The organism is Listeria grandensis FSL F6-0971, from assembly GCF_000525835.1.
Classification (GTDB): Bacteria; Bacillota; Bacilli; order Lactobacillales; family Listeriaceae; genus Listeria_A; species Listeria_A grandensis.
The window spans coordinates 12640-36295 of sequence record NZ_AODD01000037.1 but is presented as its reverse complement, the minus strand read 5'-3'; the positions used below and the strand labels follow the sequence as shown (position 1 = coordinate 36295).

Annotated in this window: 22 protein-coding genes, 1 pseudogene and 2 other annotated features; of the genes and pseudogenes, 22 read left to right on the top strand and 1 reads right to left on the bottom strand. The window is 42.1% G+C overall.

Annotation, left to right across the window (positions count from 1 at the left end):
* Positions 1-241: 241 nt before the first annotated feature.
* From murQ to PGRAN_RS14875, 16 genes and pseudogenes are all read left to right on the top strand, one after another.
* Positions 242-1130: pseudogene (gene murQ / locus PGRAN_RS14945) on the top strand (N-acetylmuramic acid 6-phosphate etherase).
* Positions 1131-1145: 15 nt separating this feature from the next.
* Positions 1146-2609, top strand: a complete 1464-nt coding sequence (locus tag PGRAN_RS14940) for a PTS transporter subunit EIIC (RefSeq protein ID WP_036068430.1) — start codon at positions 1146-1148, stop codon at positions 2607-2609.
* 382 nt (positions 2610-2991) lie between these two features.
* A complete protein-coding gene (locus tag PGRAN_RS14935; protein ID WP_036068428.1) occupies positions 2992-3840 on the top strand; it encodes a MurR/RpiR family transcriptional regulator in 849 nt (282 codons plus the stop codon).
* 111 nt (positions 3841-3951) lie between these two features.
* Positions 3952-4194 (top strand) — a binding site (T-box leader).
* 159 nt (positions 4195-4353) lie between these two features.
* Positions 4354-4758, top strand: a binding site (T-box leader).
* 66 nt (positions 4759-4824) lie between these two features.
* Entirely contained in the window at positions 4825-6192 is a 1368-nt protein-coding gene (gene trpE, locus PGRAN_RS14930; protein WP_036068426.1) for an anthranilate synthase component I, read from the top strand.
* Positions 6189-6800 carry an anthranilate synthase component II gene (locus PGRAN_RS14925; RefSeq protein ID WP_036068423.1) on the top strand — a complete coding sequence of 204 codons (612 nt, stop codon included), beginning with the start codon at positions 6189-6191 and terminating at the stop codon, positions 6798-6800. The genes trpE and PGRAN_RS14925 overlap by 4 nt, the downstream gene beginning before the upstream one ends.
* Positions 6772-7791 carry an anthranilate phosphoribosyltransferase gene (trpD, locus tag PGRAN_RS14920; RefSeq protein ID WP_036068421.1) on the top strand — a complete coding sequence of 340 codons (1020 nt, stop codon included), beginning with the start codon at positions 6772-6774 and terminating at the stop codon, positions 7789-7791. The genes PGRAN_RS14925 and trpD overlap by 29 nt, the downstream gene beginning before the upstream one ends.
* The gene (gene trpC / locus PGRAN_RS14915) at positions 7788-8552 is read left to right on the top strand and encodes an indole-3-glycerol phosphate synthase TrpC (RefSeq protein WP_036068420.1); all 765 of its coding nucleotides are present in this window, start codon (positions 7788-7790) and stop codon (positions 8550-8552) included. Before trpD ends, trpC begins: the two co-directional genes overlap by 4 nt.
* A complete protein-coding gene (locus tag PGRAN_RS14910) occupies positions 8549-9172 on the top strand; it encodes a phosphoribosylanthranilate isomerase (RefSeq protein WP_036068418.1) in 624 nt (207 codons plus the stop codon). Before trpC ends, PGRAN_RS14910 begins: the two co-directional genes overlap by 4 nt.
* Entirely contained in the window at positions 9162-10364 is a 1203-nt protein-coding gene (trpB, locus tag PGRAN_RS14905; protein WP_036068416.1) for a tryptophan synthase subunit beta, read from the top strand. Before PGRAN_RS14910 ends, trpB begins: the two co-directional genes overlap by 11 nt.
* Entirely contained in the window at positions 10361-11116 is a 756-nt protein-coding gene (gene trpA, locus PGRAN_RS14900; RefSeq protein ID WP_036068412.1) for a tryptophan synthase subunit alpha, read from the top strand. Before trpB ends, trpA begins: the two co-directional genes overlap by 4 nt.
* A 311-nt stretch (positions 11117-11427) precedes the next feature.
* The gene (locus PGRAN_RS16880) at positions 11428-11577 is read left to right on the top strand and encodes a hypothetical protein (protein ID WP_159101159.1); all 150 of its coding nucleotides are present in this window, start codon (positions 11428-11430) and stop codon (positions 11575-11577) included.
* A gap of 225 nt (positions 11578-11802) precedes the next feature.
* The gene (locus tag PGRAN_RS14895) at positions 11803-12570 is read left to right on the top strand and encodes an ABC transporter ATP-binding protein (protein ID WP_036068410.1); all 768 of its coding nucleotides are present in this window, start codon (positions 11803-11805) and stop codon (positions 12568-12570) included.
* Entirely contained in the window at positions 12560-13723 is a 1164-nt protein-coding gene (locus PGRAN_RS14890) for an FtsX-like permease family protein (protein ID WP_036068405.1), read from the top strand. The genes PGRAN_RS14895 and PGRAN_RS14890 overlap by 11 nt, the downstream gene beginning before the upstream one ends.
* Positions 13724-13775: 52 nt before the next feature.
* On the top strand, positions 13776-14423 hold the full coding sequence (locus PGRAN_RS14885) for an FtsX-like permease family protein (RefSeq protein WP_036068403.1): 648 nt from the start codon (positions 13776-13778) through the stop codon (positions 14421-14423).
* Between the two features lie 417 nt (positions 14424-14840).
* Positions 14841-16463 carry a putative polysaccharide biosynthesis protein gene (locus tag PGRAN_RS14880; RefSeq protein WP_036068398.1) on the top strand — a complete coding sequence of 541 codons (1623 nt, stop codon included), beginning with the start codon at positions 14841-14843 and terminating at the stop codon, positions 16461-16463.
* A 16-nt stretch (positions 16464-16479) separates the two neighbouring features.
* On the top strand, positions 16480-16677 hold the full coding sequence (locus tag PGRAN_RS14875; RefSeq protein WP_036068396.1) for a hypothetical protein: 198 nt from the start codon (positions 16480-16482) through the stop codon (positions 16675-16677).
* A 155-nt stretch (positions 16678-16832) separates the two neighbouring features.
* Here the strand turns inward: PGRAN_RS14875 and PGRAN_RS14870 are convergent, their stop codons facing one another.
* On the bottom strand, positions 16833-17675 hold the full coding sequence (locus PGRAN_RS14870) for an NAD(P)H-hydrate dehydratase (protein WP_036068395.1): 843 nt from the start codon (positions 17673-17675) through the stop codon (positions 16833-16835).
* Between the two features lie 103 nt (positions 17676-17778).
* Between PGRAN_RS14870 and PGRAN_RS14865 the strand changes: the two genes are divergently transcribed.
* The 6 genes from PGRAN_RS14865 (at position 17779) to mdrM (ending at position 23256) form a co-directional block, all read left to right on the top strand.
* The gene (locus PGRAN_RS14865) at positions 17779-18186 is read left to right on the top strand and encodes an NUDIX hydrolase (protein WP_036068394.1); all 408 of its coding nucleotides are present in this window, start codon (positions 17779-17781) and stop codon (positions 18184-18186) included.
* A 151-nt stretch (positions 18187-18337) separates the two neighbouring features.
* Positions 18338-19750 carry a dipeptidase PepV gene (gene pepV / locus PGRAN_RS14860; RefSeq protein WP_036068391.1) on the top strand — a complete coding sequence of 471 codons (1413 nt, stop codon included), beginning with the start codon at positions 18338-18340 and terminating at the stop codon, positions 19748-19750.
* A gap of 133 nt (positions 19751-19883) precedes the next feature.
* Positions 19884-20747 carry a D-amino-acid transaminase gene (gene dat / locus PGRAN_RS14855; RefSeq protein WP_036068390.1) on the top strand — a complete coding sequence of 288 codons (864 nt, stop codon included), beginning with the start codon at positions 19884-19886 and terminating at the stop codon, positions 20745-20747.
* A 74-nt stretch (positions 20748-20821) separates the two neighbouring features.
* A complete protein-coding gene (locus tag PGRAN_RS14850; RefSeq protein ID WP_036068389.1) occupies positions 20822-21172 on the top strand; it encodes a nuclear transport factor 2 family protein in 351 nt (116 codons plus the stop codon).
* Between the two features lie 168 nt (positions 21173-21340).
* Positions 21341-21784, top strand: a complete 444-nt coding sequence (locus PGRAN_RS14845; protein WP_036068388.1) for a MarR family winged helix-turn-helix transcriptional regulator — start codon at positions 21341-21343, stop codon at positions 21782-21784.
* Positions 21781-23256 (top strand): multidrug efflux MFS transporter MdrM, encoded by a 1476-nt coding sequence (mdrM, locus tag PGRAN_RS14840; protein WP_036068383.1) that lies wholly within the window; start codon positions 21781-21783, stop codon positions 23254-23256. The genes PGRAN_RS14845 and mdrM overlap by 4 nt, the downstream gene beginning before the upstream one ends.
* Positions 23257-23656: the final 400 nt, after the last annotated feature.

Below are 23656 nucleotides of genomic sequence, written 5' to 3'. Positions count from 1 at the left end.
ATATATTATTTTAGTAATATATATTAATTTTAAAAAAACGAAATCTGAAACCAGCGTAAAATTTGTTTCTAAGTGATTTAGGCATAAAAGTACTAAAGCAATTTGCCGATGCTTATCTTGATATTACTCATCTAAGTATATTTTTTGCATTTTTTAAAACTTTATTTCATATTAAATTAAAATATATTGAAATATAATTTCGTTTAAGGTACAATGAACGTATGAAAGAGGTGTTTTTAATATGTTAGAGAATTTATCCACGGAAAAACGAAATGAAAAGACAACATCTTTAGACATGCTATCGGTGAAAGAGGTGTTGCAAATTATGAATGAAGAGGATGCGAAAGTTCCAATGGTTATCGCGGCCAATCTTGCATCAATTGAGAGCGTTATCAAAGGTGTGATCGAAAGCTTCCAAAAAGGCGGTCGCCTCATCTATATCGGGGCTGGAACAAGTGGGCGTCTCGGCGTTCTTGACGCGGCTGAGTGCGTGCCAACGTTTGGTGTTCCTGCTACAATGGTAGTTGGATTGATTGCAGGCGGCGAGAAAGCCTTTTTACAAGCAGTGGAAGGTGCGGAGGACTCCAGCATTTTAGGTAAAGAAGATTTACAAAGGATTTCTTTGACGGCGAATGATTACGTGCTTGGAATTGCAGCAAGCGGCCGCACGCCTTATGTGATTGGTGCGCTTGATTATGCAAAAAAAAATTGGCTCGAAAACCGGAGCTTTGTCATGTAACACAAAAGCTGCGATTTCGGAGCATGCAGACACGGCGATTGAAGTCGATTGTGGTCCAGAAATTTTGACGGGATCGACGCGCCTCAAGGCAGGTACAGCACAAAAATTAGTGCTGAATATGATCTCAACGGTTTCGATGATCGGAATCGGCAAAGTATACAAGAACTTGATGGTTGATGTGATGCCAACGAATGAGAAACTAGTAGAACGTTCCAAACGTATCATTATGGAAGCAACCGAATGTGATTACGAGACAGCAGAAAAGCACTTTGAGTTAGCAGGACAGCATGTGAAACCAGCAATTGTCATGATTTTAACGAATACAGACCTTGCGACAGCCACGGAGAAATTAGCAGCAGCGGATGGTTTTATCAGACGCACATTAGACTAAAGGGAGGTAAGAAACATGAGTAAAGAACATGATTTAGGCCAAAAGATTTTTGAAGAAGTCGGCGGTATGGGAAACGTTTCTAAAATCGCACATTGTATGACGCGTGTGCGTTTAGGAATTAAAGATACAGATAAAGTGAATGTGGAAGGTTTGAAAAAAGCACCGGGTGTACTTGGTGTGGTAGAAGATGATACACTACAAATCATTGTTGGACCGGGATTCGTCAATAAAGTGGCGGGCGCGATGTGTGACATGGCAGGCGTGAAGCTTGGTGAAACATTGCCAGATAATCTAGATGAGAATCTGACACAAAGTTCAGCTAAATCGGGTAAAGACTTGGTGGAAGAAAGAGCTGCAGCTATAAAAGCAGAAATGAAAAAGAAACAAAATAGCTCGTCAGGATTTAAACGTTTACTGAAATCTGTTTCTAACATTTTCGTACCGCTTATTCCAGGCTTTGTTGGTGCTGGTTTAATCGCAGGTATTGCGGCGATTCTTTTCAACAATATCCAAGCTGGTAATTTAGACGTTGGCACATGGATGCAATATGTTACACTTTTAAACGTTATTAAGAATGGTATTTTTTACTTCCTTGTTATTTATGTTGGTATTAATACAGCGCAAGAATTCGGTGGAACGCCCGTGCTTGGTGGGGCCGTCGGTGGTATAACGCTACTTATAGGCGTAACACCAGAATTACCGATTAAAAATATTTTCAATGGTAGCAACATGGTTGCTGGACAAGGCGGAATTATCGGCGTACTCTTAGCGGTTTACTTGTTATGTGTACTTGAGAAATTCTTGCGTAAATGGATTCCGAATTCACTTGATATTATTCTGACTCCGATGTTAGCGCTACTAATTATTGGATTGTTTACGATTTTCATCATTATGCCATTTGCTGGCGTTATTTCAACAAGTTTAGTAGGAAGCATCAACTGGATCATCGCAAAAGGTGGGTTGTTCGCCGGATTCGTTCTCGGGACACTATTCCTTCCAATGGTAATGCTTGGTCTTCATCAAGTCTTAACACCTATTCATGTTGAAATGATTGCACAACAAGGCTATACAATCCTATTACCTATGCTTGCGATGGCTGGCGCTGGCCAAGTTGGAGCAGCAATCGCTATTTGGATGCGTTGTCGCAAAAATAAACCACTTATTAATATGATTAAAGGTGGTCTGCCGGTAGGTATTTTAGGAATTGGTGAGCCGCTAATTTACGGTGTTACAATCCCACTTGGAAAACCTTTCATTACGGCTTGTATTGGTGGGGGTATCGGTGGGGCGGCCATTGGTTATTTCGGAAATGTTGGCGCGATTGCAATTGGACCATCTGGAGTTGCGCTAATTCCATTGATTGCAAATGGTTCATGGTTTGAATATGTTATCGGTTTGCTAGTAGCTTACATTGGCGGTTTCATCCTAACTTATCTTTGGGGTGTTCCAAAAGACGCGATGGAAGCAGTAGAAGAATAAAACAAATAGAGCGGGGCGTGAATCTCGCTCTATTTTAATAACCAAACCGAAAATAGATGTAGAACTAGAAAGGAGGACGGGACAAAAGTTGATTAGTATCAACGGATGTTCCATCCTTTTTTGTATTTATAATCAAATAAAATACAAAAACATGAGTAATTAATTTTAAATTAAGAATTTTTGCTGAATTTCGTCTTAAAAGAAAGTAAAGAATGAGTTTTTTTGAATAAAAATGATCACAGAGTTGAGGTAGATTATTTTTTAAACTGATAATGTGCTTGTTAAGCTTTTTTAGGTGTGTCTCGCTTTTTTTGTTGTATTGTCTAGTCGCATGTTATAATTAAAGCATGAAAATGATTCAAAGGAGGCTTCAACAGACATAATGGGAAGTGTGATTAATCGAATTCAAGGTATTTTAGATGAATTGCCGAAATCAGAGGCAAAAGTAGGTCGCGCGATATTGGCCGATCCTAGTAAAATTGTAAAAATGTCGATTCATGAGTTGGCTGAAAGTTCCGGGGCAAGTGGTGCTGCGGTGATTCGATTTTGCCATTCAATGGGGTTGGAGGGCTTTCCTGAGCTCAAAATGAAGTTATCCGTCGAGCTTGTTCGACCTGAAAAGGTAGGTTACTATGATATTGAACCGAATGAAGAGTTTGAAGAAATTACGCGAAAGCTTGTTTCTAACACGGTGCAAACATTGAACGACACGGTGGGGCAACTAGAGAAAGAAAAAATTATGGAGGCGTGCGAGATTCTCTATAAAGCAGATACAATCTACGCCTATGGTGTCGGAGCTTCGTGGTTAATTGCCGAAGATATTGCTCAAAAATGGATGCGCGCTGGCAAACATGCGATTGCGATTGCTGATCCACATATTTTAGCGATGGCTTTTGCGGCAGGCTCTAAAAATGCGGTTTTCTTTGCGATTTCAAATAGTGGAGAAACGAGTGAAGTATTGCAGTTGGCCGATGAAGCGCTGAACAATGGGTTAGAGTTGCTTAGTTTGACCCGTTTCGGACAAAATAAATTAAAACAACGAGCGGCGGTTGCGCTGGAAACATCACGTGCGCCAGAAACCGAGCTTAGAAGTGCAGCAACGAGTTCCAGGCAAGCACAGTTTCTAGTGATTGACATCTTATTCTACTTTTACGCTTCGCATCATTATGAGGAAATGATTGAGCAGATAAGGACATCACGGGAAGCGACGAATCGATTTAGGGAATCTTGATTTGTTTGCTACATAATTTGAAAAGGTAGGCCAACAGCGGCTTATGGAGACTTCATTGTAAAAAATGCTTGACTTTAGTAGGAACATCGGCTAACATAAGTGTTATATTAAATGAATGCGTGGATGAAGAGTAAGTAACATGATGGATGTTTTAAGAGAGCTGATGGTTGGTGTGAATCAGTAGCAGAAATGGTGTGAATGGACTTCGGAGCAACTAAGCTGAACGGGTTTTCCTCAGTAGGAGTTAGCGATTAGGCCTTATCGTTACACAAGGCACCCCATAGTATTGTGGGATTGAGTGAATCGTTTTTTTTCGATTAATGAAGGTGGTACCACGGGTCTCCCGTCCTTATCTAAGTTTATTAGATATGGAGGGAGGCTCTTTTTGTTGTGGGTCTTATGAGGCATCCCTTGCCGATTTAGAGCCACAATATGCATGAGAGCGAAGCGAGCATGTAAACCATCAGCGGCTCTTACAACGTGCCAAACGAGACTAAATACCAAATAAAATACGATAAAACATAAAGCAAGAAGAGTAAGCAAATATAATTTTTATAGAGAGTCAGTGGTTGGTGTGAGCTGATAAAGTTATGTTGCCGAAGTGGTCCTTGCGCGTGTGGCTTTGAACAAAAAAGTAGGAGCTACCGGGTTCTCCCGTTATAGAGATTGGATTTGGAGCCGACATCTGGCCCTAAATTCTAATGAGAAAGAAGTAAAGCGAACCGCCAAACTTTTCTCTCATCACCGCCGAACACTAGCGACCAGGCAACTGCTTAGGTCCTAGGCGAAATCGAGTACCGAAGCGGAATGTACGATTTGTACACGAGCATCGGAACGGAGATTTTAACGACGGAGATGAGTGTTTGCCTGGTCGCTAGCTTCTAAGTAAGAGGTGGTACCGCGATATTCGCCCTCTAAGGAAAGCAGTGATTGTGCTGTGTTCTTTAGAGGGCTTTTTTGTATATAGAATTGGAGGAATGAGCGATGAAATTAACGAAAAAAATAAATGCTGATACGATAACGGCGATTTTGGCGTATGAACGGTTAGATGGTAAAAATAAGGCGTTGTTGGAAGGTGCGGCGCGGGATGCGGATGCAGGTCGGTACTCGATTATTGCGATGGATCCAGTGCACGAGATTAGTATTCATGGACAGCGGTTTTTGTTGGATGGTGTGGAGAAAATGGTGACGGATCCGCTAATGGAGCTTGATCGGGTGATTCGGACGGCAACTCGGACGGCAGAGGAACTTCCTTTTGAGGCAGGGGCGATCGGATATGTTGGTTATGATACGATTGCGCTTTATGAGGATTTGGGGGAGATGCCGAAAGAAACACGTGCGGGGCTAGCGGACAGTCATTTTATGTTGTATGAGTCGTTTTTGATTATGGACCATCAGGCGGAGGAAATGATGCTTGTTCAGGATAATTGTTATTCGAATCGGACGGAACAGGAGATGCTGGAGGCGCTGAATCGGATGCATGAGCAGCTGGTGACGCCGTTTGAGCAGGAGGCGCGCGATGTGACAGTGGCGCCTATGGAGTATACGAGTAATGTGACGAAGGCGGAATATATGGCGCAGGTAGAGAAGGCAAAGACGCACATTAAAAACGGAGACTTTTTCCAAATTGTATTGTCGCAGCGCTTGGAGACGCCGTTTACGGGTGAAGCGTTTGATTATTACCGGAAATTGCGATTGTTGAATCCGTCGCCGTACTTATTTTTCGTGGATTTTGGGGAGACGAAGTTGATTGGATCTTCGCCGGAAAGCTTGGTGAGTGTGACGGGAGATGTCGTTGTGACAAATCCGATTGCTGGGACGCGAAAACGTGGGGCGACGAAGCAGGAGGATGCGAACTTGGCGCATGAGTTATTACACGATGAAAAGGAGCTTGCGGAACATCGGATGCTAGTTGATTTAGGCCGAAATGACATCGGGAAAATTGCGGTGACGGGTAGTGTGACGGTTCCGGTTTACTTGACGATAGAACGATATCGCTTTTTGATGCACTTGGTATCGGTTGTGGAAGGGACGTTGAAACCTGGTTTGACTGCGATGGATGCGCTGAAATCAGTCTTGCCAGCGGGAACGGTGAGCGGGGCACCAAAGATACGGGCGATGGAGCGGATTTATGAATGGGAGAATGTGAAACGTGGACCTTATGCGGGAGCGGTTGGGTATTTGACGCATACTGGTGATTGTGATTTTGCCTTGGCGATTCGAACGATGGTGCTACATCAAGGCAGAGCTTATGTACAAGCTGGGGCTGGGGTTGTGTATGATTCGGATCCAGAGAGTGAATATTTAGAAACGCTACAAAAAGCAAAGGCATTACTGGAGGTTGGAAAATGATTTTATTAGTCGATAATTATGATTCATTTACGTATAATTTGGAGCAATATTTGGCGGAGTACGCAGATGCGGTTGTTGTTCGCCGAAATGATGCGGAGGATTTGCTGGATGTGGCGGCGCGTGCGACGGGAATCGTCTTGTCACCAGGGCCTGGGAAGCCGAGTGAGGCTGGGCTTTTAGAGGAGGTCGTTCGGAGATTTGCGAAGGTCAAACCGATGTTAGGCATTTGCTTGGGACATCAAGCGATTGGTGAAGTGTTTGGCGGGACGGTGAGTCGGGCGAGAATTATCCGTCACGGGAAGGTATCGACGATGAGGCAGGATGGTGGAGCAATTTTTGCGGGGCTAGGTGCGGATTTGGAAATTATGCGGTATCATTCGCTGATTGTTGATAAAGCAGGATTTCCAGAGGAATTGGAAGTTTTGGCGAGGTCGCTAGATGATGCGGAGATCATGGCGATGCAGTTGCGTGGCTTTCCGGTTTATGGCTTGCAGTTTCATCCAGAGTCGATTGGAACAGCGGATGGGAAGCAGATGATGGGGAATTTTGTAAATATTGTGAATGAAGGAGGAGCACAAGATGGAAGCGTATTTGCAGAAAGTATATGATCAGGAAAATTTAACGCGAGAAGAGATGCAGTCGGTGGCGAGAGCAATTTTTGCAGGAGATTTAACACAGGCGCAAATCGCGGCTTTCTTGATGGCACTCAAAATTAAAGGCGAAACGATTGAGGAAATGCAGGCGATTGCGGAGACGATGCAAGGTGTGGCCATTCAATTACCGATAGCGTCTGAAAATACGATGGATAATTGTGGAACGGGTGGAGATAAATCGCTCAGCTTCAATGTTAGTACGACATCAGCGTTTGTCCTAGCGGCAGCAGGGATTAAGGTCGCAAAACACGGAAATCGTAGTATTTCAAGTAAGTCAGGAAGTGCGGATGTCTGTCAGGAATTAGGCATTGATATTTCGCTTGGCGCCGAGGATATGGTATATTTACTGGAGAATGCAGGCATTGCTTTCTTGTTCGCACCTCATGTGCATCCGAATATGAAATACGTAATGGCAGTGCGACGTGAGTTGAATACACCGACGATTTTCAACCTTATCGGACCACTTACCAATCCTGTGAAATTAGAAACACAATTAATGGGCATTTATCGTCGTGATCTATTGGAACAAACCGCTCAGGTACTCGGAAAATTGGGGCGAAAACGGGCGATTGTTGTGAATGGTGGCGGTTTTATGGACGAGGCTTCGCTGGCCGGTGAGAACCATTACGCGTTACTTGAAAATGGAGAAGTCACGCGACACACTTTTCTACCAGAGGATGTTGGTTTGAAAAGCCAGGGTTTGGAGGCTATTCAAGGTGGGGATGCGGCGCGAAATGCGGAAATTTTGTTATCGGTATTAAAGGCAGAACCAAGCGCGTATTACGATACAGTGATTTTGAATGCAGGTCTTGGCCTGCTTGCACACGGGAAAGCTGCGACGCTTGAAGCAGGGATTCAGATGGCGCGTGATTTAATTGATAGCGGCGAGGCTTATGCTAAATTAACGAAATTATTAGCTTGTCAAAAGGAGCGATTAGCAGGATGACATTTTTAGAAGAAATTTTAGCGAAAAAAGAGCAAGAGGTGGCGGAGATGCCTTTAGAAACGGTGAATTTACCACGTCAGAAACCATATTTTCAAGCATTTTTAAAGGCAAATCAAGGAGCGGTGCAGTTGATTGCTGAAGTGAAGCGGGCTTCTCCGTCGAAGGGGGCAATTAATTTAGATGTTGATCCGGTTGCCCAAGCTAAAAGTTACGAAGCGGCAGGTGCTGGGGCAATTTCAGTGCTCACAGATCAGCAATTTTTCAAAGGGGGTATCGAGGATTTGCGTGCTGTTGCGAATGCGGTGAGCATTCCGGTTTTATGCAAAGATTTCATCATCAGCGAAAAACAATTGATCCGTGCCAAAAATGCTGGCGCCTCGATCGTGTTATTAATTGTTGCCGCACTAAGTGAAATGGCTTTAATGACACTCTACAAGCAAGCGATGGCGCTCGATTTGGAAGTTCTCATGGAAGTGCATAATGAAGCAGAGTTGAAAATTGCGGAACAATTAGGAGCGAAATTAATCGGCGTGAATAACCGCGATCTACATAGTTTTGTTGTGGACATTGCGGTTAGTGAGCGCATGGCCGACTCTTTTTCGGTGACCGATACGTTTTATATTAGTGAAAGTGGTATTCGCGAGCCGAGAGACGTTGCTCGGGTGGCAAAATCGTATAGCGTCGTGCTTGTCGGAGAAGCGTTAATGCGTGCGGAAAATGTCGAACAAGCAGCCAGTGATTTGAAGGTGAATCGCTTATGACGCAGATTAAGATTTGTGGGTTGAAATACCGACCGGATATTGAGGTGGCGGTGGAGCAAGGCGCGGATATGATCGGTTTCGTTTTTGCTGCGAGTAAACGACAGGTGACGCCAGATCAAGCACGAATTTTAGCTAGAGATATTCCGGAAACAGTGAAAAAAGTAGGCGTTTTTGTGAATGAAAGTCCCGCAGAAATCAACCGTATTGCGGCGATGGTACCGCTTGATATTGTGCAATGTCACGGTCAAGAGACGAGTGCGGACTTGGCTCTGATCAATCACCCGACGATCAAAGCGTTTCCGGTCAAGGCAGGGCGGATGGAGGGCGATATAACGGCTTATCCAGACAGCCTGATCTTGCTAGATGCACCGGCTACCCAGTTTGAAGGTGGTAGTGGTGAAACGTTTGACTGGGAAGCGCTTGGGAAAACAGAACTCCCGAACGATCGGCTAATCGTTGCAGGCGGCCTAAATGCGGGTAATGTCGGTGTCGCAATCCAACAATTTCATCCGTTCGCCGTAGATATTTCCTCTGGCGTCGAAACAAACGGAACGAAAGACCCCGAAAAAATAATAGCATTCATTCAAAAAGTGAGAGGAGCCGAAGAAAATGAGTTATAATGTACCGAATAAACATGGTTTTTATGGTAATTACGGTGGCAAGTTTGTCCCTGAAACCTTGATGAAAGCTGTCACAGAACTAGAAGAGGCTTATGAAATATCTAAAACAGATGAGGCGTTTCAAAAAGAGTTGCGCTACTACTTACGAGATTATGTTGGCCGTGAGTCACCACTTTATTTGGCAGAACAATTAACGGCACATGCAGGAGGCGCTAAAATTTACTTGAAGCGAGAAGACTTGAATCACACCGGTGCCCATAAAATCAATAACTGTATCGGTCAAGCTTTGTTGACGCGCCAAATGGGCAAAAAGAAAGTAGTCGCTGAAACCGGCGCAGGACAACATGGTGTTGCAACCGCAACTGTAGCCGCATTGTTCAACTTAGAATGCACAATTTTTATGGGAGAAGAAGACATCCGTCGCCAACAATTGAACGTTTTTCGGATGGAGTTGCTTGGCGCCAAAGTGGTCAATGTTTCAGGCGGTAATGGTACGCTTAAAGATGCTGTTAATGAAGCACTGCGTTACTGGGTGGCGAATGTAGAAGATACGCATTATATCATGGGTTCTGTCCTAGGACCGCACCCATTCCCACAGATCGTTCGTGATTTCCAAAGCGTGATTGGTGAAGAGGCCCGCGCGCAACATCTGGAAAAAGAAAATCGATTACCAGAAGCGATCGTAGCATGTATCGGTGGTGGCAGTAACTCGATGGGACTTTTCTATCCATTTGTAAATGATGCAAGCGTCAAAATGTATGGCGTCGAAGCAGCTGGCTCTGGGCTTGATACGGCTTTTCACGCAGCATCGCTTTCCAAAGGCGAAGTTGGGGTCTTGCACGGCGCAATGATGCATATTTTACAAGACGATGCCGGTCAAATCCAAGAAGCCTACTCGATTTCCGCTGGTCTGGATTATCCCGGAATTGGTCCTGAGCACAGCTTTTTGCGAGACGAGGGACGTGCGGAGTACACCTCTGTAACCGATGATGAGGCCGTAGAAGCCTTCCAATTACTTTGCCGTACCGAAGGAATCATTCCTGCGTTAGAAAGCTCTCACGCAATCTCTTTCGCCGTAAAACTAGCCGCTCAAATGAATCCCGACGAAAGCATCATTGTTTGTTTATCCGGTCGAGGAGATAAAGACGTAGACCAAATCCGCGAACGCTTGAAAGGAGACGTTGAAAAATGAAGCTACAACAAGCAATCGAACAAGCAAATCTCGCCGTTGTTCCCTATATCATGGCGGGTGATGGAGGTTTAGACCAACTAGAAAATCAGATGCAATTACTAAGCAATGCAGGCGCGACCGCAATCGAGCTAGGCATCCCGTTTTCTGATCCAGTTGCAGATGGTCCAGTCATTCAAGAGGCAGGATCACGTGCTTTGGCAGCTCACATAAGTCTTGAGCAAATTCTAAAAACACTAACAACGAGTAAAATCGATATTCCACTTGTTGTGATGAGTTATTTTAATCCGATTTACCACCTCGGTGTCGAAAGATTTATCGAACTTGCGAAGAAAACGCCAATTAAAGGTTTGATTATTCCAGATCTTCCATATGAACATCGCGATTTAATCATGCCTCATATCGAAAATACAGACATCGCGCTAATTCCGCTCATTTCCCTGACTAGCCCGAAAGAGCGCATGGAGCTGATTGCAAAACAAGCACAAGGTTTCATCTATGCTGTGACTGTGAATGGCACAACCGGTGAACGCGCCGAATTTGGCGATAAGATTGATGAAAATTTAACGTACTTAAAAACGATAAGCCCAGTCCCTGTTTTAGCAGGTTTCGGAATTTCGAATCTAGATCACGTGGCGAGATTCGCTGCGGTATGTGATGGTGTGATTGTCGGGAGTAAAATTGTCCAGTTGCTTCATGATGGAAAATATGAAGAGCTTAGTGAATTTATTACAGGTGCGAGCGCAATCAAATAAGAGCATCCTTTTAGGCGCTCTTTTAGAAGCTACTGGAGTGAAATAAAAACAAAGGGTTACTGGCGGATTGAAGCCATTGACGATTGAATAGTATGATATCTAGACACGTCTGAAATGGCGTGTTTTTTCGTATGGTGAAGTAAAAAATAAAGATGACCAAGAGAATGACAAATATGGAATTCGATCCGATAATAAGGACTAAATGAGCATATTGTCTTAAAAGTTTGAAAAAATAATATTTTAGGAATAAATAGTCTTTATATATAGATTATGATATACTTATTTTGTAAATATAGAAAGGAGTGTTTTGGATGAAATGGAAGAAAAGAATGGCCTTACCTGCAACTACTTTGGCAATTAGGGGGATTAACATTCATTCGTATTCTGAAGACAAAAATCAGGAAATAATGTATCTCGTTGTCCCAAGCCCAAGTTATATACTTAAAGAATTGAATATCTGATTTTTCATAGCATTTTTTACAGGTGACAAGATCCCTCAAAAAATAAATGGCAATTTATGAGCGATCTAAGTCTTATTATGATAGTAATAAAGAATAAAAAAATAAGATGCTTTTCACTAATTGCTTCATCTTGCTTTTTTTTTGTCAAAAATGGATAGTAAGAGGAACGAATTTCGTCATACTTACTATCATGAGTGATGGTATTTTTAGGAGGTTATTAAATAGATGGAAACAATTTTAACTGCTACTGATCTAAATAAGGAATATGGTGATAAGAATAATCGATTCAAGGCATTAGATAATGTAAATGTCACGGTTCAAGAAGGTGAATTCATCGGAATCATGGGACCATCTGGTGCCGGGAAATCAACGTTACTGAATGCACTTGCTACGATTGACCTACCGACAAGTGGGCATGTAAAAATAAATGGCACAGAGGTTCTTACAATGAGCGAAAAGCAACTATCGCAATTTCGCCGTGAAAAACTGGGCTTTATCTTTCAAGATTATAATTTACTAGATACCTTGAAAATCAGTGAAAATATTGCGTTGCCACTTACGATTTCTAAGGTATCTGCCATTGAAATTACAGCGCGTGTGGAAGAAGTTGCCGATTTTTTTGGTATTCATGATTTACTTGATAAATTTCCAAATCAAGTTTCTGGTGGTCAAAAACAACGTGCGGCTATTGCTCGAGCTATTATTACGAAACCTGATTTAATTTTTGCAGATGAGCCAACAGGAGCGCTTGATTCGAAAAATGCTCAGTCGATCTTGCAATGTTTACAAGACTTGAATCATAAGGAGAATGCAACGATTATGATGGTAACGCATGATGCCCAAGCTGCGAGTTTTTCAAAACGAATTTTGTTTATTAAGGATGGTATCGTTTCACATGAGTTAATGAGGGGAAGCAAAACGCAACATCATTTTTTCAAAGAAATTTTGGCGGCGATGGAGAGCTTTGGAGAGGAGACTAGCGATGTTATTTAACTTAGCGAAACGAAATCTGACGCGAAATTTCAAGAATTACCTACTCTACTTTTTTTCATCAGCCTTTTGCGTTATCATTTTTTACACGTTTCTTGCTCTTTCGTTTGATGATACGATTAAAAAAGCTGCTTCCGAGTCGTTACTTGTCGACTATTCTTTAAAGGGCGCTGCGATGGGGCTAATCTTATTTACAATTATTTTCATCATGTATTCCAGTAACTTCTTTGCGCATAAGCGTAAAAAGGAACTCGGCACCTATGTTTTGCTAGGCCTACGAAAACGACAAATTGGCCAAATGATGTTCTACGAGAACTTTGCAATGGGAATTCTAGCTTTAATAGCTGGTATTTTTGGCGGAATTCTGCTTTATACATCATTCGTTTCTTTACTGTTACAGTTTATTGATGTGCAGGTAAAGGCGAAGCTTACGATTTCGATGGAAGCTATGTTTGCCACCGTCCTCGTCTTCCTATTACTGACGATTGTCACGTCTTTTGAAGGTTATCGCATTGTTTATCGCTTTACCGTTTTGAATCTCTTAAAAGCTACTAGTGTCGTAGAAAAACAAGCACGCGGAGGTAAAGTTGCAGCAACGATTGGTGTTCTATTATTGTTTATTGGTTACGCAATTGCTTTAACGCCTGCGAATTCTGGCCTTTTTTATAAAGATTTACCTACTGCTATGCAACTTATTATTGTCATTCTTACGATGATTGCAGGCACTTTTTTGTTCGTTGCTTCTTTCTTACCTGCTATGTTAGCGAAATTAGCGACGATAAAGCCGTTTTATTTCAATGGAGTCAACATGATTAGTGTGGCCAACTTACGGTTCCGCATGCGAACACAAGCGAAAATGATGGCAACGATCTCCATTTTAATTGCGATAACATTATCAGCAATCGGCTTTACCGGAACTCTATACGAAAACATTCGCGCGCAATCGGAGAATTTTATATCTACAGATTATCAAATCAGTAATGGAAATGAGGCAGCGGCTAAGAAATTCATCGAAATCGCCGGTGCTACAAATATTTCCTATCAAAACAAAGTAACGCTTCTAACTGAAAAATCTACATTCATCTCTGAATCAAAATACCGGGAGCTGATGAAGCAAATTTTCGATCAAAATGTACCACCACTCAAAAAAAAATGAAGTCATTGCGCTCACTCGCGAAAATCAGTTGAGCCATAAGGAGATCAGGGAGTTGCAAAGTACAAAACAACCACTCACGACTAGACATGCCTTCCAAGTTCGATCAGTCAAAGTGACCAATCCAGTCAATAGCTCTGCTAACATCCTGTACGTACTAAATGATGCAGACTTTAATGCGCTTAGTAAAACAGCAACGAAAGAAACCAGTTATCTGTACAACCTCACAGACGATAACATTTCGACTGCTGAAAAAATAGTAAGTCAGAATGGGAAATTCGGCGAGGTTTTCTTTATGTCGTACCTAAATTTTCATCATCAGAATGCCGTATCCACAGGTTCTATTTTATTTGTCGGGCTATTCATCGGCTTAACTTTCCTTGTTGCAACGGGCTGTATCATTTACTTTAAGCAGATTACAGAAGCATACAATGATCGCCATCAATATACTTTAATGCGCAAAATTGGTATGGATCACGCAATGATTCACAAAACGATTGCTCATCAAATTTTAGTTATATTTTTGGTTCCCCTTCTACTTGGTATTTGTCATACAATTGTCGCGCTGACTGCATTTGGACAAAATACAGGTATGTCCGTAACATTCGCCTTATCCACCGTCATTCTCGCGTATGCTACCATCTATGCGATTTATTATTTCTTCACAGTCCGAAATTACATGCAGATTGCCAAGAGCGAATAATTAAGAAGATAGTACAAATTTCATGATTAAATGGCGCTTACTCTATAAAAATAGGGATAAGTGCTGTTTTTCGTGTCACTAAATGTTCGTAATACAAGATGAAGTAGTGAGAGCCGTTTTGCATGCGTATTGCCAAGAGGGAGAACTATTAAATGAGAGGCTTAGTGAAAATAATTTTCTGTTTATATTAGCTTTCCAATGTGTTAGAAGTGAATCTAAATGTTTCGTTTACCAAGTATAAAATTAGGAGTGTATTTTCCCGCTTTTTTTATTTATTTTCAACTAATGATTGCAAGCTGATGCAAGAAGGAGTAAACTAAAATTTAGTTGAGTTTTTAACAGAGCACTTTTTAATTCAAAAGCGAGTATCATTAATCGGCTCAAATATAGAGCACTTCATAATAAAGGACGAGGTCTATGTCTTCATCAAAACTACTTCGAGGAACTTTCATTTTAACGTTAGGAACTTTCATTTCTAAATTTCTAGGTCTGTTTTATGTTATTCCATTCTATTGGATTATGGGTGGCGCAGGACCGATGACGTTGTATAATTTTGGGTATGTACCTTATCAGATTTTTCTTGGAATCGCAACGGCGGGGGTTCCGCTTGCAGTAGCAAAGTATGTAGCGAAATATAACGCGATAGGTGAATATGAAATTGGACGCCGTTTATTCAGAAGCGGTGTGTACCTCATGCTTGCAACAGGATTTGTCAGCTTCCTTGCGATGTATGCTTTGGCGCCGGTTTTGGCGGGCTTGCAATCGATTGAAGGTAGTGGTTACACTGTCCAGGATGTGACAGGAGTTATCCGTGCAGTCAGTTTTGCGCTCATCGTTATTCCGGTGATGAGTTTGATCCGTGGTTTTTTCCAGGGATACCAGTCGATGGGACCTTCTGCGGTTTCTCAAGTCGTTGAACAAATTGTTCGTATTGCATTCTTGCTTGTCGGTTCGGCAACGGTTCTTTATATACTGCATGGTACGGTTGTTGGCGCGATTAGTATTGCCACATTTGCGGCCTTCATCGGAGCATTAGCGAGCCTCGCATGCCTGCTCTGGTACTTTTTCAAGCGTAAAAAGGGACTCGATGCTTTGCTACGAACGAGTAAAGGGGAAGTGACGGTTTCCTTACCTTCGATGTATAAAGATATTTTCATCACGGCAGTACCATTTGTAGTCGTAGGAATTGCAAGCTCACTCTACCAGCAAATTGACCAGTTTACATTCGGTCGCATTTTAACATGGATTGGTTACAGTGGGCACGAAGCTGAGAATTTACTTGGTATCGTTAACTTTAGTGCGCAAAAACTGGTCATTATTCCAGTTAGTTTGGCGACAGCGTTTTCGATGACGATTGTTCCGCTCGTGACGGCGGCTTATGCGCGCGGCGAACAAGAAAATGTGAAAAAGCAGCTAAACGATGTTTTCCAAGTGTTGCTTTTCATCACGTTACCGGCTTGTATCGGGATGTCTTTACTTGCAGAACCGCTGTATACGGTGTTTTATGAACACGACCCGGCGGGAATTCAAATTTTGGCATTCTACGCACCAGTCGCGATTTTACTATCCTTATTCAGCGTGACGGCGGCAATTTTGCAAGGAATTGATGAACAACGATTCACGATTTTAAGCCTGCTCATCGGTTTATTGACGAAATCTGTTTTCCAAATGCCGTTGATGATGTGGATGGGCGCGCGGGGTTCCGTTGCAGCAACTGGTCTTGGCTATACCGTGTCCGTCATTTTCGCGATGATTATTATTCGTAAATATGCAAACTATAATTTCAGCGTGATTTTAAGAAGGACGGTTTTAATGTTGCTCCTTAACCTGGCGATGGCAATCTCTGTATTGCTCGTATACCAAGGTTTGACATTATTTATGAATCCAGAAACAAAACTCAATTCGATGATTCTACTCATCATTTGCGGTGGTGTAGGAACACTCGTTTATGGCTATCTTAGCTTGCGTTTACGCTTGTTCGATAAAGTATTTGGACCAAGAGCCGCGACCATCCGTCGAAAACTACGTATAAAAGCATAAGGGGAGGCAACACATCATGGAAAAACGAACAAGAAAAAGGTCAAAAGAAGCACGGCGCGCACGGCTATTCCTGTTTCTAGGATTGCTTTGTGTTATTGCGGGAATAGCGATGTATATTCTCAAATTCATTTGGGTCGCTGTACCGTTAGGATTACTAGGCGCATTACTGCTCGGCATGACGATTGGTTTAAAATTACCGAGAAAAAAAGAATGATTTGAAAAAGTTTGCGAGACCTTTAAATAGGTTTTGCAAACTTTTTTTGGCATGTATTGAAATCTAAAAAGATTACACTACAAACTGAGTCTCCTAATTTAGCACTAAAAAAGAGAAATAAAAGGCAGCACACCTTTCATTTCTCTTTTTTCATTTTAATAAGGATTATCGTCTGTTTCACTGAACCTCTTCAAATAGTACGGAATTTGTTCCGCGACTTCTGTTGGTAAAACAACATATTTCTTCTTCGCCAGCGTTTCACCAATATAGCTATGCAAAAATACTGCCGTTAGAACAGCATGTTTTGGCTTGTCTAACTGACCAAGTAAACCGGCAATCATTCCTGCGAGCGTATCACCCATTCCGCCTGTTGCCATTGCAGGTGTTCCGTAAATATTTTGCCAAATATCATCCTCGATGTACACGCGCGTCCGGTGATCTTTCAACACGACGATAGCATCTAGTTCTGTTGCAAAATCTTGATTTTTCATGTCGTCCAGATCCGTTGTATCCGTATGCGTCAAGCGTTCCCATTCTGTCCGGTGCGGTGTAAAAATCAGCGTTGCTTGCGGTTTGTCGAAATCTTTCGAAGCATAAAGTGTAATCCCATCACCGTCGATAATAACTCGCTGATGAGGCTGTGCATGAGCGCACACAAGTGTCAACAAGGCGCGCGCTGTAGCATCTAAACCGAGCCCTGGTCCAATTAAAACCGCATCAAATTTCGGTAAGACTTGCACCAAATAATCCGTATCGCTCGAATCAATAAACATCGCTTCTGGAAGGCGTGCATGAAGGGCTGAATGGTTCAGGCTATGCGTAGCAACCGAAACTAGCCCAGCGCCACTATAAATTGCTCCTTGTGCTGCCATGATGATCGCACCGCCGAGTTGCTCGTTACCGCCAATCAATAAAACACGTCCATAATCACCTTTATTCGTTTCATCATCGCGTTGTTTGATCCAAGCGCAGATAACCTTAGGTGTGATTTTTTTCATTTGAGATCATCCTTTTCTTTTATTTTTTTTCTTATGTACTGTAACTTTCCTTGCTTAATTGTCCAATTTAGTATAACCTATCCACAAAAGGAGTGAAAGTAAAATGAAACCAATATTTCCAGCAGTAAAAGCAGTAATCATACATAATGGCAAATTTCTCGCTTTAAAAAAAGCCGATGTGAAAGACGATGTGTGGGAACTTCCAGGAGGTCGCATGAATTTTGGAGAAACAAAGGGGGAGGCGCTGTTTCGCGAAGTACAAGAAGAAACAGGACTCCAAGTACAGCCGTTTATTCTGTATGATACATGGGAATTTTTCCAACCAGAATATCAAATTACAGGCGTGATTTACTTATGCGAAAAACCAGAAGGCGATGTCCGAATTTCGAGTGAACATCAAGCATATGAATGGTTTCCACTGGAAGCAAGTAGCTTAGAACGAATGGATGTTGTATTTGCTTCACGCATGGTACGCTGGGATTTTGAGGCAATTCAAGGTTTTATGTCGTAAAGCACCTCAAAATGCTTTCATACGAGCGCAAAAGAGTATACAATGGAGAAGGACAGGACTGGAGTATAAATGTTGTTTTCATTTGATTTGTGTCAAGTTACAAGTTTTTCTCCAAATGCAGTAAATAACTAGTTGAAGGGATTGTTATACTATGAGTACGATCAATTGGCAAGAGGAAGTAGAGAAACGCCGCGAGGATTTTAAACGCGATTTATTCGCAATTTTAAGCATTCCAAGTGTGCGTGATGATTCCAAAGCGACGGAGGATGCACCATTTGGCCCAGAAGTGAAGAGAGCATTGGATTTTGCTTTAGAACTCGCGGCAAAAGATGGTTTTGCAACGAAAGAAGTTGGCAATGTTGCCGGTCACGCCGAGTTTGGTCAAGGGGAAGAACTGGTTGCAGCATTAGGACATGTGGATGTTGTGCCGGTTGGCGATGACTGGTCACACGACCCATTCGATCCAATTTTGAAAGACGGGAAAGTATTCGCGCGAGGCTCAGCGGATGATAAAGGACCAGCAATGGCTGCCTACTATGCCATGAAAATTATTAAAGAACTTGATTTGCCATTATCCCGCCGTGTTCGTATGATTTATGGCTCCGATGAAGAAAGTGGCATGTCTTGCGTAGAGCGCTATTTCGAGACCGAAGAGCAACCGACAATGGGCTTCGTTCCGGATGCTGAATTCCCGATTATTCATGCAGAAAAAGGTATTTCAGAACTCGATATTTCTTTTAAAGATGGCGAAAAAGAAGGAAACGCCGATTTCCGCTTGATTGGTTTTGAATCTGGCGCGCGTTACAATATGGTTCCAGATCATGCGAAAGCTGTTTTAGAAAACGTCAAAGACTTCGATCAAATCGCGAAGAAATTTGCAGCCTATAAAAAAGAAACAAAACTTGCTGGTGAAATCGCGGAATCCGGTAATTCCGTAACTATTTCGTTGATCGGTAAAGCGGCACATGCGATGGAGCCAAATAACGGTGTCAATGCAGGACTTCACTTAGTTGGTTTCCTAGGCAAGTTCACGTTAACCGGTGTGGCAAGCGATTTTGTGACATTTGGTAAAGACTACCTATGTGGCGATTCTCGTGCTGTGAAACTTGGCATTCGCTATGAAGATAAGGAAAGCGGCGAATTGACAATGAATGTTGGTGTGATTCGTTATAGTGTCGAAGAAGGCGGTCGTTACGGCCTCAATTTCCGCTATCCTGTTACCGCCAATATGGATCAATTGAAATTAAAAATGGAAACAGTTGTTAATGAGTATAATGGCCAGTATACGCATTACGATGATTCGAAGCCATTATTCGTACCGAAAGACCATCCGCTAATCCAAACATTGCAAGAAGTATACACGAACCAGACTGGCGAAGAAGCAACATTGCTCGCTATTGGTGGTGGAACTTATGCACGTCATATGGAGACAGGGGTTGCTTTTGGAGCGCTATTCCCAGAACGTGAAGACACGATGCACCAAAAAGATGAGTTCGCGTATTTCGACGATTTAATTAAAACAATCGCAATTTATGCCGAAGCCCTTTACAAACTAGCGAAGTAAAGTATATAATTGAAAAAAATTAAGATTCAGGCTAGAAAGTAGCAGAGGAATGAAACTAGGTTTTGCCCTCTGCTCTGGTCTTGATTAGAATTTTTAGACAGTTGCAAAAACATTTCGCGAAGGAGTGCTGAAAATGAAAGTATTAGTGAAGGATCAATTAATAGAGCGTGACGAGGCAAAAGTTGACATTGAAGATAGAGGTTACCAGTTCGGAGACGGCATTTATGAGGTTGTTCGTATGTATAATGGCACGTTTTTTACATATGATGAGCACATTGAGCGCTTGTATGCCAGTGCAGCTAAGCTTGACCTTGTGATTCCGTACAGCAAGCCAGAATTACGCAAACTTTTGGACGGTCTTGTGAAAGCAAACAATGTTGGGACTGGTAATGTGTATCTTCAAATCACGCGAGGTGTGCAATCTCCACGTAATCACGTGATTCCAAGTACACCACTGGAGGCAGTGCTTACAGCTTCGACGAGTGAGGTGCCAAGGGATACGACGCTGTTTGAGAACGGTCGTAAAGCGATTCTTGAAGAGGACATTCGTTGGTTGCGTTGTGATATTAAGAGCTTGAATTTACTTGGAAATACCATTGCAAAGAATAAAGCGCACCAAGCAGGTGCATTTGAAGCGATTTTGCATCGTGGGGAGAACGTGACGGAAGGCTCTGCGGCGAATGCTTACATTATTAAAGATGGCGCGCTGATTACGCATGCTTCCAATAATTTCATTTTAGAAGGCATCACACGCCAAGTTATTTTGCGAGTAGCCCGTGAAAATGGCATTCCAGTCGTTGAATCTGGCTTTACACTAGCTGATTTGGCGGTAGCGGATGAAGTATTTATTTCGAGCACGACCATCGAAGTGACGCCGATTATCGAAATCGATGGAAAATTAGTCGGTGACGGAAAGCGTGGACCAATCACAAAACAATTACATGACGCCTTTACAAAAGAAGTTTTGAAACAGTGCGGAGAATTGGCGGTAAATTAATAGAATAACAAAACCGAACGGGTTCATGAATAGATGAATCGGTTCGTTTTTGTTATAGGAGGCGAAAAAAGAACATGAATTTCTCACTAAAGGATCATTTGCAGGGGTTAGAAGAGCAGTTACTCCAGCCTGAAATCCGTGCGTCTCAAAAAGCGTTACAAAAGCTCTTGGCGCCAGATTTTTTCGAATTTGGGAGTTCTGGACGTGTTCTTTATAAAGGGGAAGCGATCCGTGAAAACGGTATTGGCGAAGTGAACATGAGGCTAAGTCATTTTGAAATTCAGGAGCTTTCTGAGGAAGTTATTTTGGCGACATATCGTATTTTTGATGAAAAAGAAAGTCGGAATTCGCTACGAAGTTCGGTTTGGAGATGCAACGATGGTCATTGGCAACTCGTTTTTCACCAAGGGACTATATGTATATAAATATTTATATATATAAAATAACATTGAAATACGGCTGTTGTTTTCGCTTTCATGAGAAAATGGTTAGAAAACTGTCTTGACATCATTAAAAATAGGCGTATAATAAGCTTTGTTAATAGTTCGTATACGAATCTTTCGCTTATGAACTTTGGAGGAGGGGAACGAATATTGGATGAGAAATTAATACGCGAAGTTGTTATCTCTTTTCGAACAATGCAGCGTAAGATACATCATTACTTGCAAGAAGAAGCCACGAAGCGAGACATTACAACGATGCAATTATTTTCCTTGGGCACGCTAAAAAGAGAGCCGCATTTAACACTAGGTGAGCTTGCTGAACGTGTCAAAGTGAATAAAAGTACGATGAGCGGCATTGTCGACCGTTTGGTGAAGGCTGGTTACTTAACGCGAGGGCGCGACGAAGGGAACAGACGGGCGCTTAACCTGCAACTAACACCAGAAGGTCTTGCAAAAGTAGATGAAACATATGATGTCTTTTTTGACCGGCTAGAGGCGGTTTTAGAAATAGATTCAGACGAACTAAAAGCAATGCTCGCAACACATGAAAAAATGATTGCGTTATTAGAACAAAAAGGAGCAAAAGAACAATGAATATGAAAGCAGCAACAAATGGCATTAAAACAAACGGTATCTTGATTGTGATGCTAATGGGGGCATTTGTCACGATTTTAAACCAAACGCTGATGAACGTGGCACTTCCAAGTATTATGACAGATTTCAATATAACAGCGAGTCAAGGTCAATGGTTGACGACGGGGTTCATGCTTGTCAACGGTGTCATGATCCCAATGACAGCTTTTTTAATTGAACGATTTACAACGAGACAGTTATACTTATTTGCGATGATTACTTTTGCGATTGGTACAACGATCTCTGGTTTTGCAGGGGATTATACGGTTCTAATTATTGGACGGATGGTACAGGCGATTGGGGCAGGGATTGTTATGCCACTTCTGACTGTCGTTGTGCTTAATTTATTCCCGATGGAACGACGGGGACGAGCGATGGGACTAATTGGGCTTGCGATGAACTTTGCACCCGCTATTGGCCCGACATTATCTGGTTGGATTGTACAAGAATATGATTGGCGGAACCTTTTTTACATTATTATCCCGTTCGCGATTTTAGATGTTGTAGTCGCATTCTTCCTATTAAAAAATGTGGGTAAACGTACTTTCCCAAAATTGGATTTTCTCGGTGTTATTTTGTCAACTATTGGATTTGGTAGTTTATTACTAGGATTTAGTAATGCAGGAGATCATGATTTCCTATCAGCAAAAGTACTTGGCTTTGTTTTACTTGGATTTATCGTATTAGCTATTTTTATTTGGTATCAAGGTCGTGCGAAAGCCCCGCTACTAAATTTCAATGTTTTTAAACACAGAACTTTTACTTTAACCACAACGATCAGCTTTTTCGTTATGATGGGACTTTATGGAGGTATGCTATTATTCCCAATCTTTTTACAAAGCGTGCGTCATTTTACACCTCTAGAATCAGGACTAGTACTCTTGCCGGGAGCTGTCATGACTGCGGCGCTTTCCCCAGTAACTGGGATAATGTTTGACCGTTTTGGCGCGAAATATCTATCTTTAATCGGCTTAGTGATCATGGCTGTGACAACATTTATGTTCACGGATTTGGATGAAAATACAACGTTAACGTACATTGTTGTTGTTCAAACGATTCGAGCTAGCGGAATGGCGATGGTTATGATGCCCCTACAAACCGCGGCGCTCAACTCGCTACCACTTTCGATGGCGGCACATGGATCAGCGATGTTCAACACCGTGCGGCAAATTGCAGGATCACTTGGAACAGCGCTACTCATCACAACAATGTCAAAAAGTGCTACAAGCTTCGCGAAGAATATGACGGCAACAGACGTTATTGGAAAATCGAAGGAACAAATCGCTAATCATGTATTGATTCACGGTATTGAGACTGCGTTCTTAGTCTCCTCCATTCTTTCGGTGATCGCGGTTATTCTCGCTGTCTTCATCAAGAAAAAACCACAATCATTGGCTCCAATCGTTACAAAAACGGAAGTCATAGAGCATTGATTGAGGAACTTTCCGTATCTGAATATCCAGATACGGATTTTTTAATTTGACACTATTTTCAAAATCGATATAATCATTCGTAGGATAATCAACATCTTATAAAATGGAATACAAGGGCTCGTTATTCGCTTTTCCGTCACAAATAATCCAAGACCGAACATATGTTGACTTGACGGGAAGCACTAAGAGAAGTAAAATTTAAAAAGTAGCTATTAAGAAAATTGTAATGGCTATTTTTTTTATCACGCTTTTATAAAATACATAAAGCAAGAAGAGTAACCTGCAGACTGTTAGTGATACTTGCAACAGTGATTAGATTCGTCGTTATGATAACAAAAGTAGGGGCTACAAATAGAGAATGGTTAGACTTAAAAGCTAGACGACGTAATGTAAATGAAGG

Excerpts from the sequence above, each read along its gene's own strand:
- trpA (WP_036068412.1), top strand. The coding sequence starts at position 10,361 with ATGAAGCTACAACAAGCAATCGAACAAGCAAATCTCGCCGTTGTTCCC.
- PGRAN_RS14875 (WP_036068396.1), top strand. The coding sequence starts at position 16,480 with ATGGAAAAACGAACAAGAAAAAGGTCAAAAGAAGCACGGCGCGCACGG.
- PGRAN_RS14870 (WP_036068395.1), bottom strand. The coding sequence starts at position 17,675 with ATGAAAAAAATCACACCTAAGGTTATCTGCGCTTGGATCAAACAACGC.
- PGRAN_RS14940 (WP_036068430.1), top strand. The coding sequence starts at position 1,146 with ATGAGTAAAGAACATGATTTAGGCCAAAAGATTTTTGAAGAAGTCGGC.
- PGRAN_RS14865 (WP_036068394.1), top strand. The coding sequence starts at position 17,779 with ATGAAACCAATATTTCCAGCAGTAAAAGCAGTAATCATACATAATGGC.
- mdrM (WP_036068383.1), top strand. The coding sequence starts at position 21,781 with ATGAATATGAAAGCAGCAACAAATGGCATTAAAACAAACGGTATCTTG.
- trpB (WP_036068416.1), top strand. The coding sequence starts at position 9,162 with ATGAGTTATAATGTACCGAATAAACATGGTTTTTATGGTAATTACGGT.
- PGRAN_RS14925 (WP_036068423.1), top strand. The coding sequence starts at position 6,189 with ATGATTTTATTAGTCGATAATTATGATTCATTTACGTATAATTTGGAG.
- trpD (WP_036068421.1), top strand. The coding sequence starts at position 6,772 with ATGGAAGCGTATTTGCAGAAAGTATATGATCAGGAAAATTTAACGCGA.
- PGRAN_RS14910 (WP_036068418.1), top strand. The coding sequence starts at position 8,549 with ATGACGCAGATTAAGATTTGTGGGTTGAAATACCGACCGGATATTGAG.
- trpE (WP_036068426.1), top strand. The coding sequence starts at position 4,825 with ATGAAATTAACGAAAAAAATAAATGCTGATACGATAACGGCGATTTTG.
- PGRAN_RS14880 (WP_036068398.1), top strand. The coding sequence starts at position 14,841 with ATGTCTTCATCAAAACTACTTCGAGGAACTTTCATTTTAACGTTAGGA.
- trpC (WP_036068420.1), top strand. The coding sequence starts at position 7,788 with ATGACATTTTTAGAAGAAATTTTAGCGAAAAAAGAGCAAGAGGTGGCG.
- PGRAN_RS14895 (WP_036068410.1), top strand. The coding sequence starts at position 11,803 with ATGGAAACAATTTTAACTGCTACTGATCTAAATAAGGAATATGGTGAT.
- dat (WP_036068390.1), top strand. The coding sequence starts at position 19,884 with ATGAAAGTATTAGTGAAGGATCAATTAATAGAGCGTGACGAGGCAAAA.
- PGRAN_RS14890 (WP_036068405.1), top strand. The coding sequence starts at position 12,560 with ATGTTATTTAACTTAGCGAAACGAAATCTGACGCGAAATTTCAAGAAT.
- PGRAN_RS14850 (WP_036068389.1), top strand. The coding sequence starts at position 20,822 with ATGAATTTCTCACTAAAGGATCATTTGCAGGGGTTAGAAGAGCAGTTA.
- pepV (WP_036068391.1), top strand. The coding sequence starts at position 18,338 with ATGAGTACGATCAATTGGCAAGAGGAAGTAGAGAAACGCCGCGAGGAT.
- PGRAN_RS14935 (WP_036068428.1), top strand. The coding sequence starts at position 2,992 with ATGGGAAGTGTGATTAATCGAATTCAAGGTATTTTAGATGAATTGCCG.
- PGRAN_RS16880 (WP_159101159.1), top strand. The coding sequence starts at position 11,428 with ATGAAATGGAAGAAAAGAATGGCCTTACCTGCAACTACTTTGGCAATT.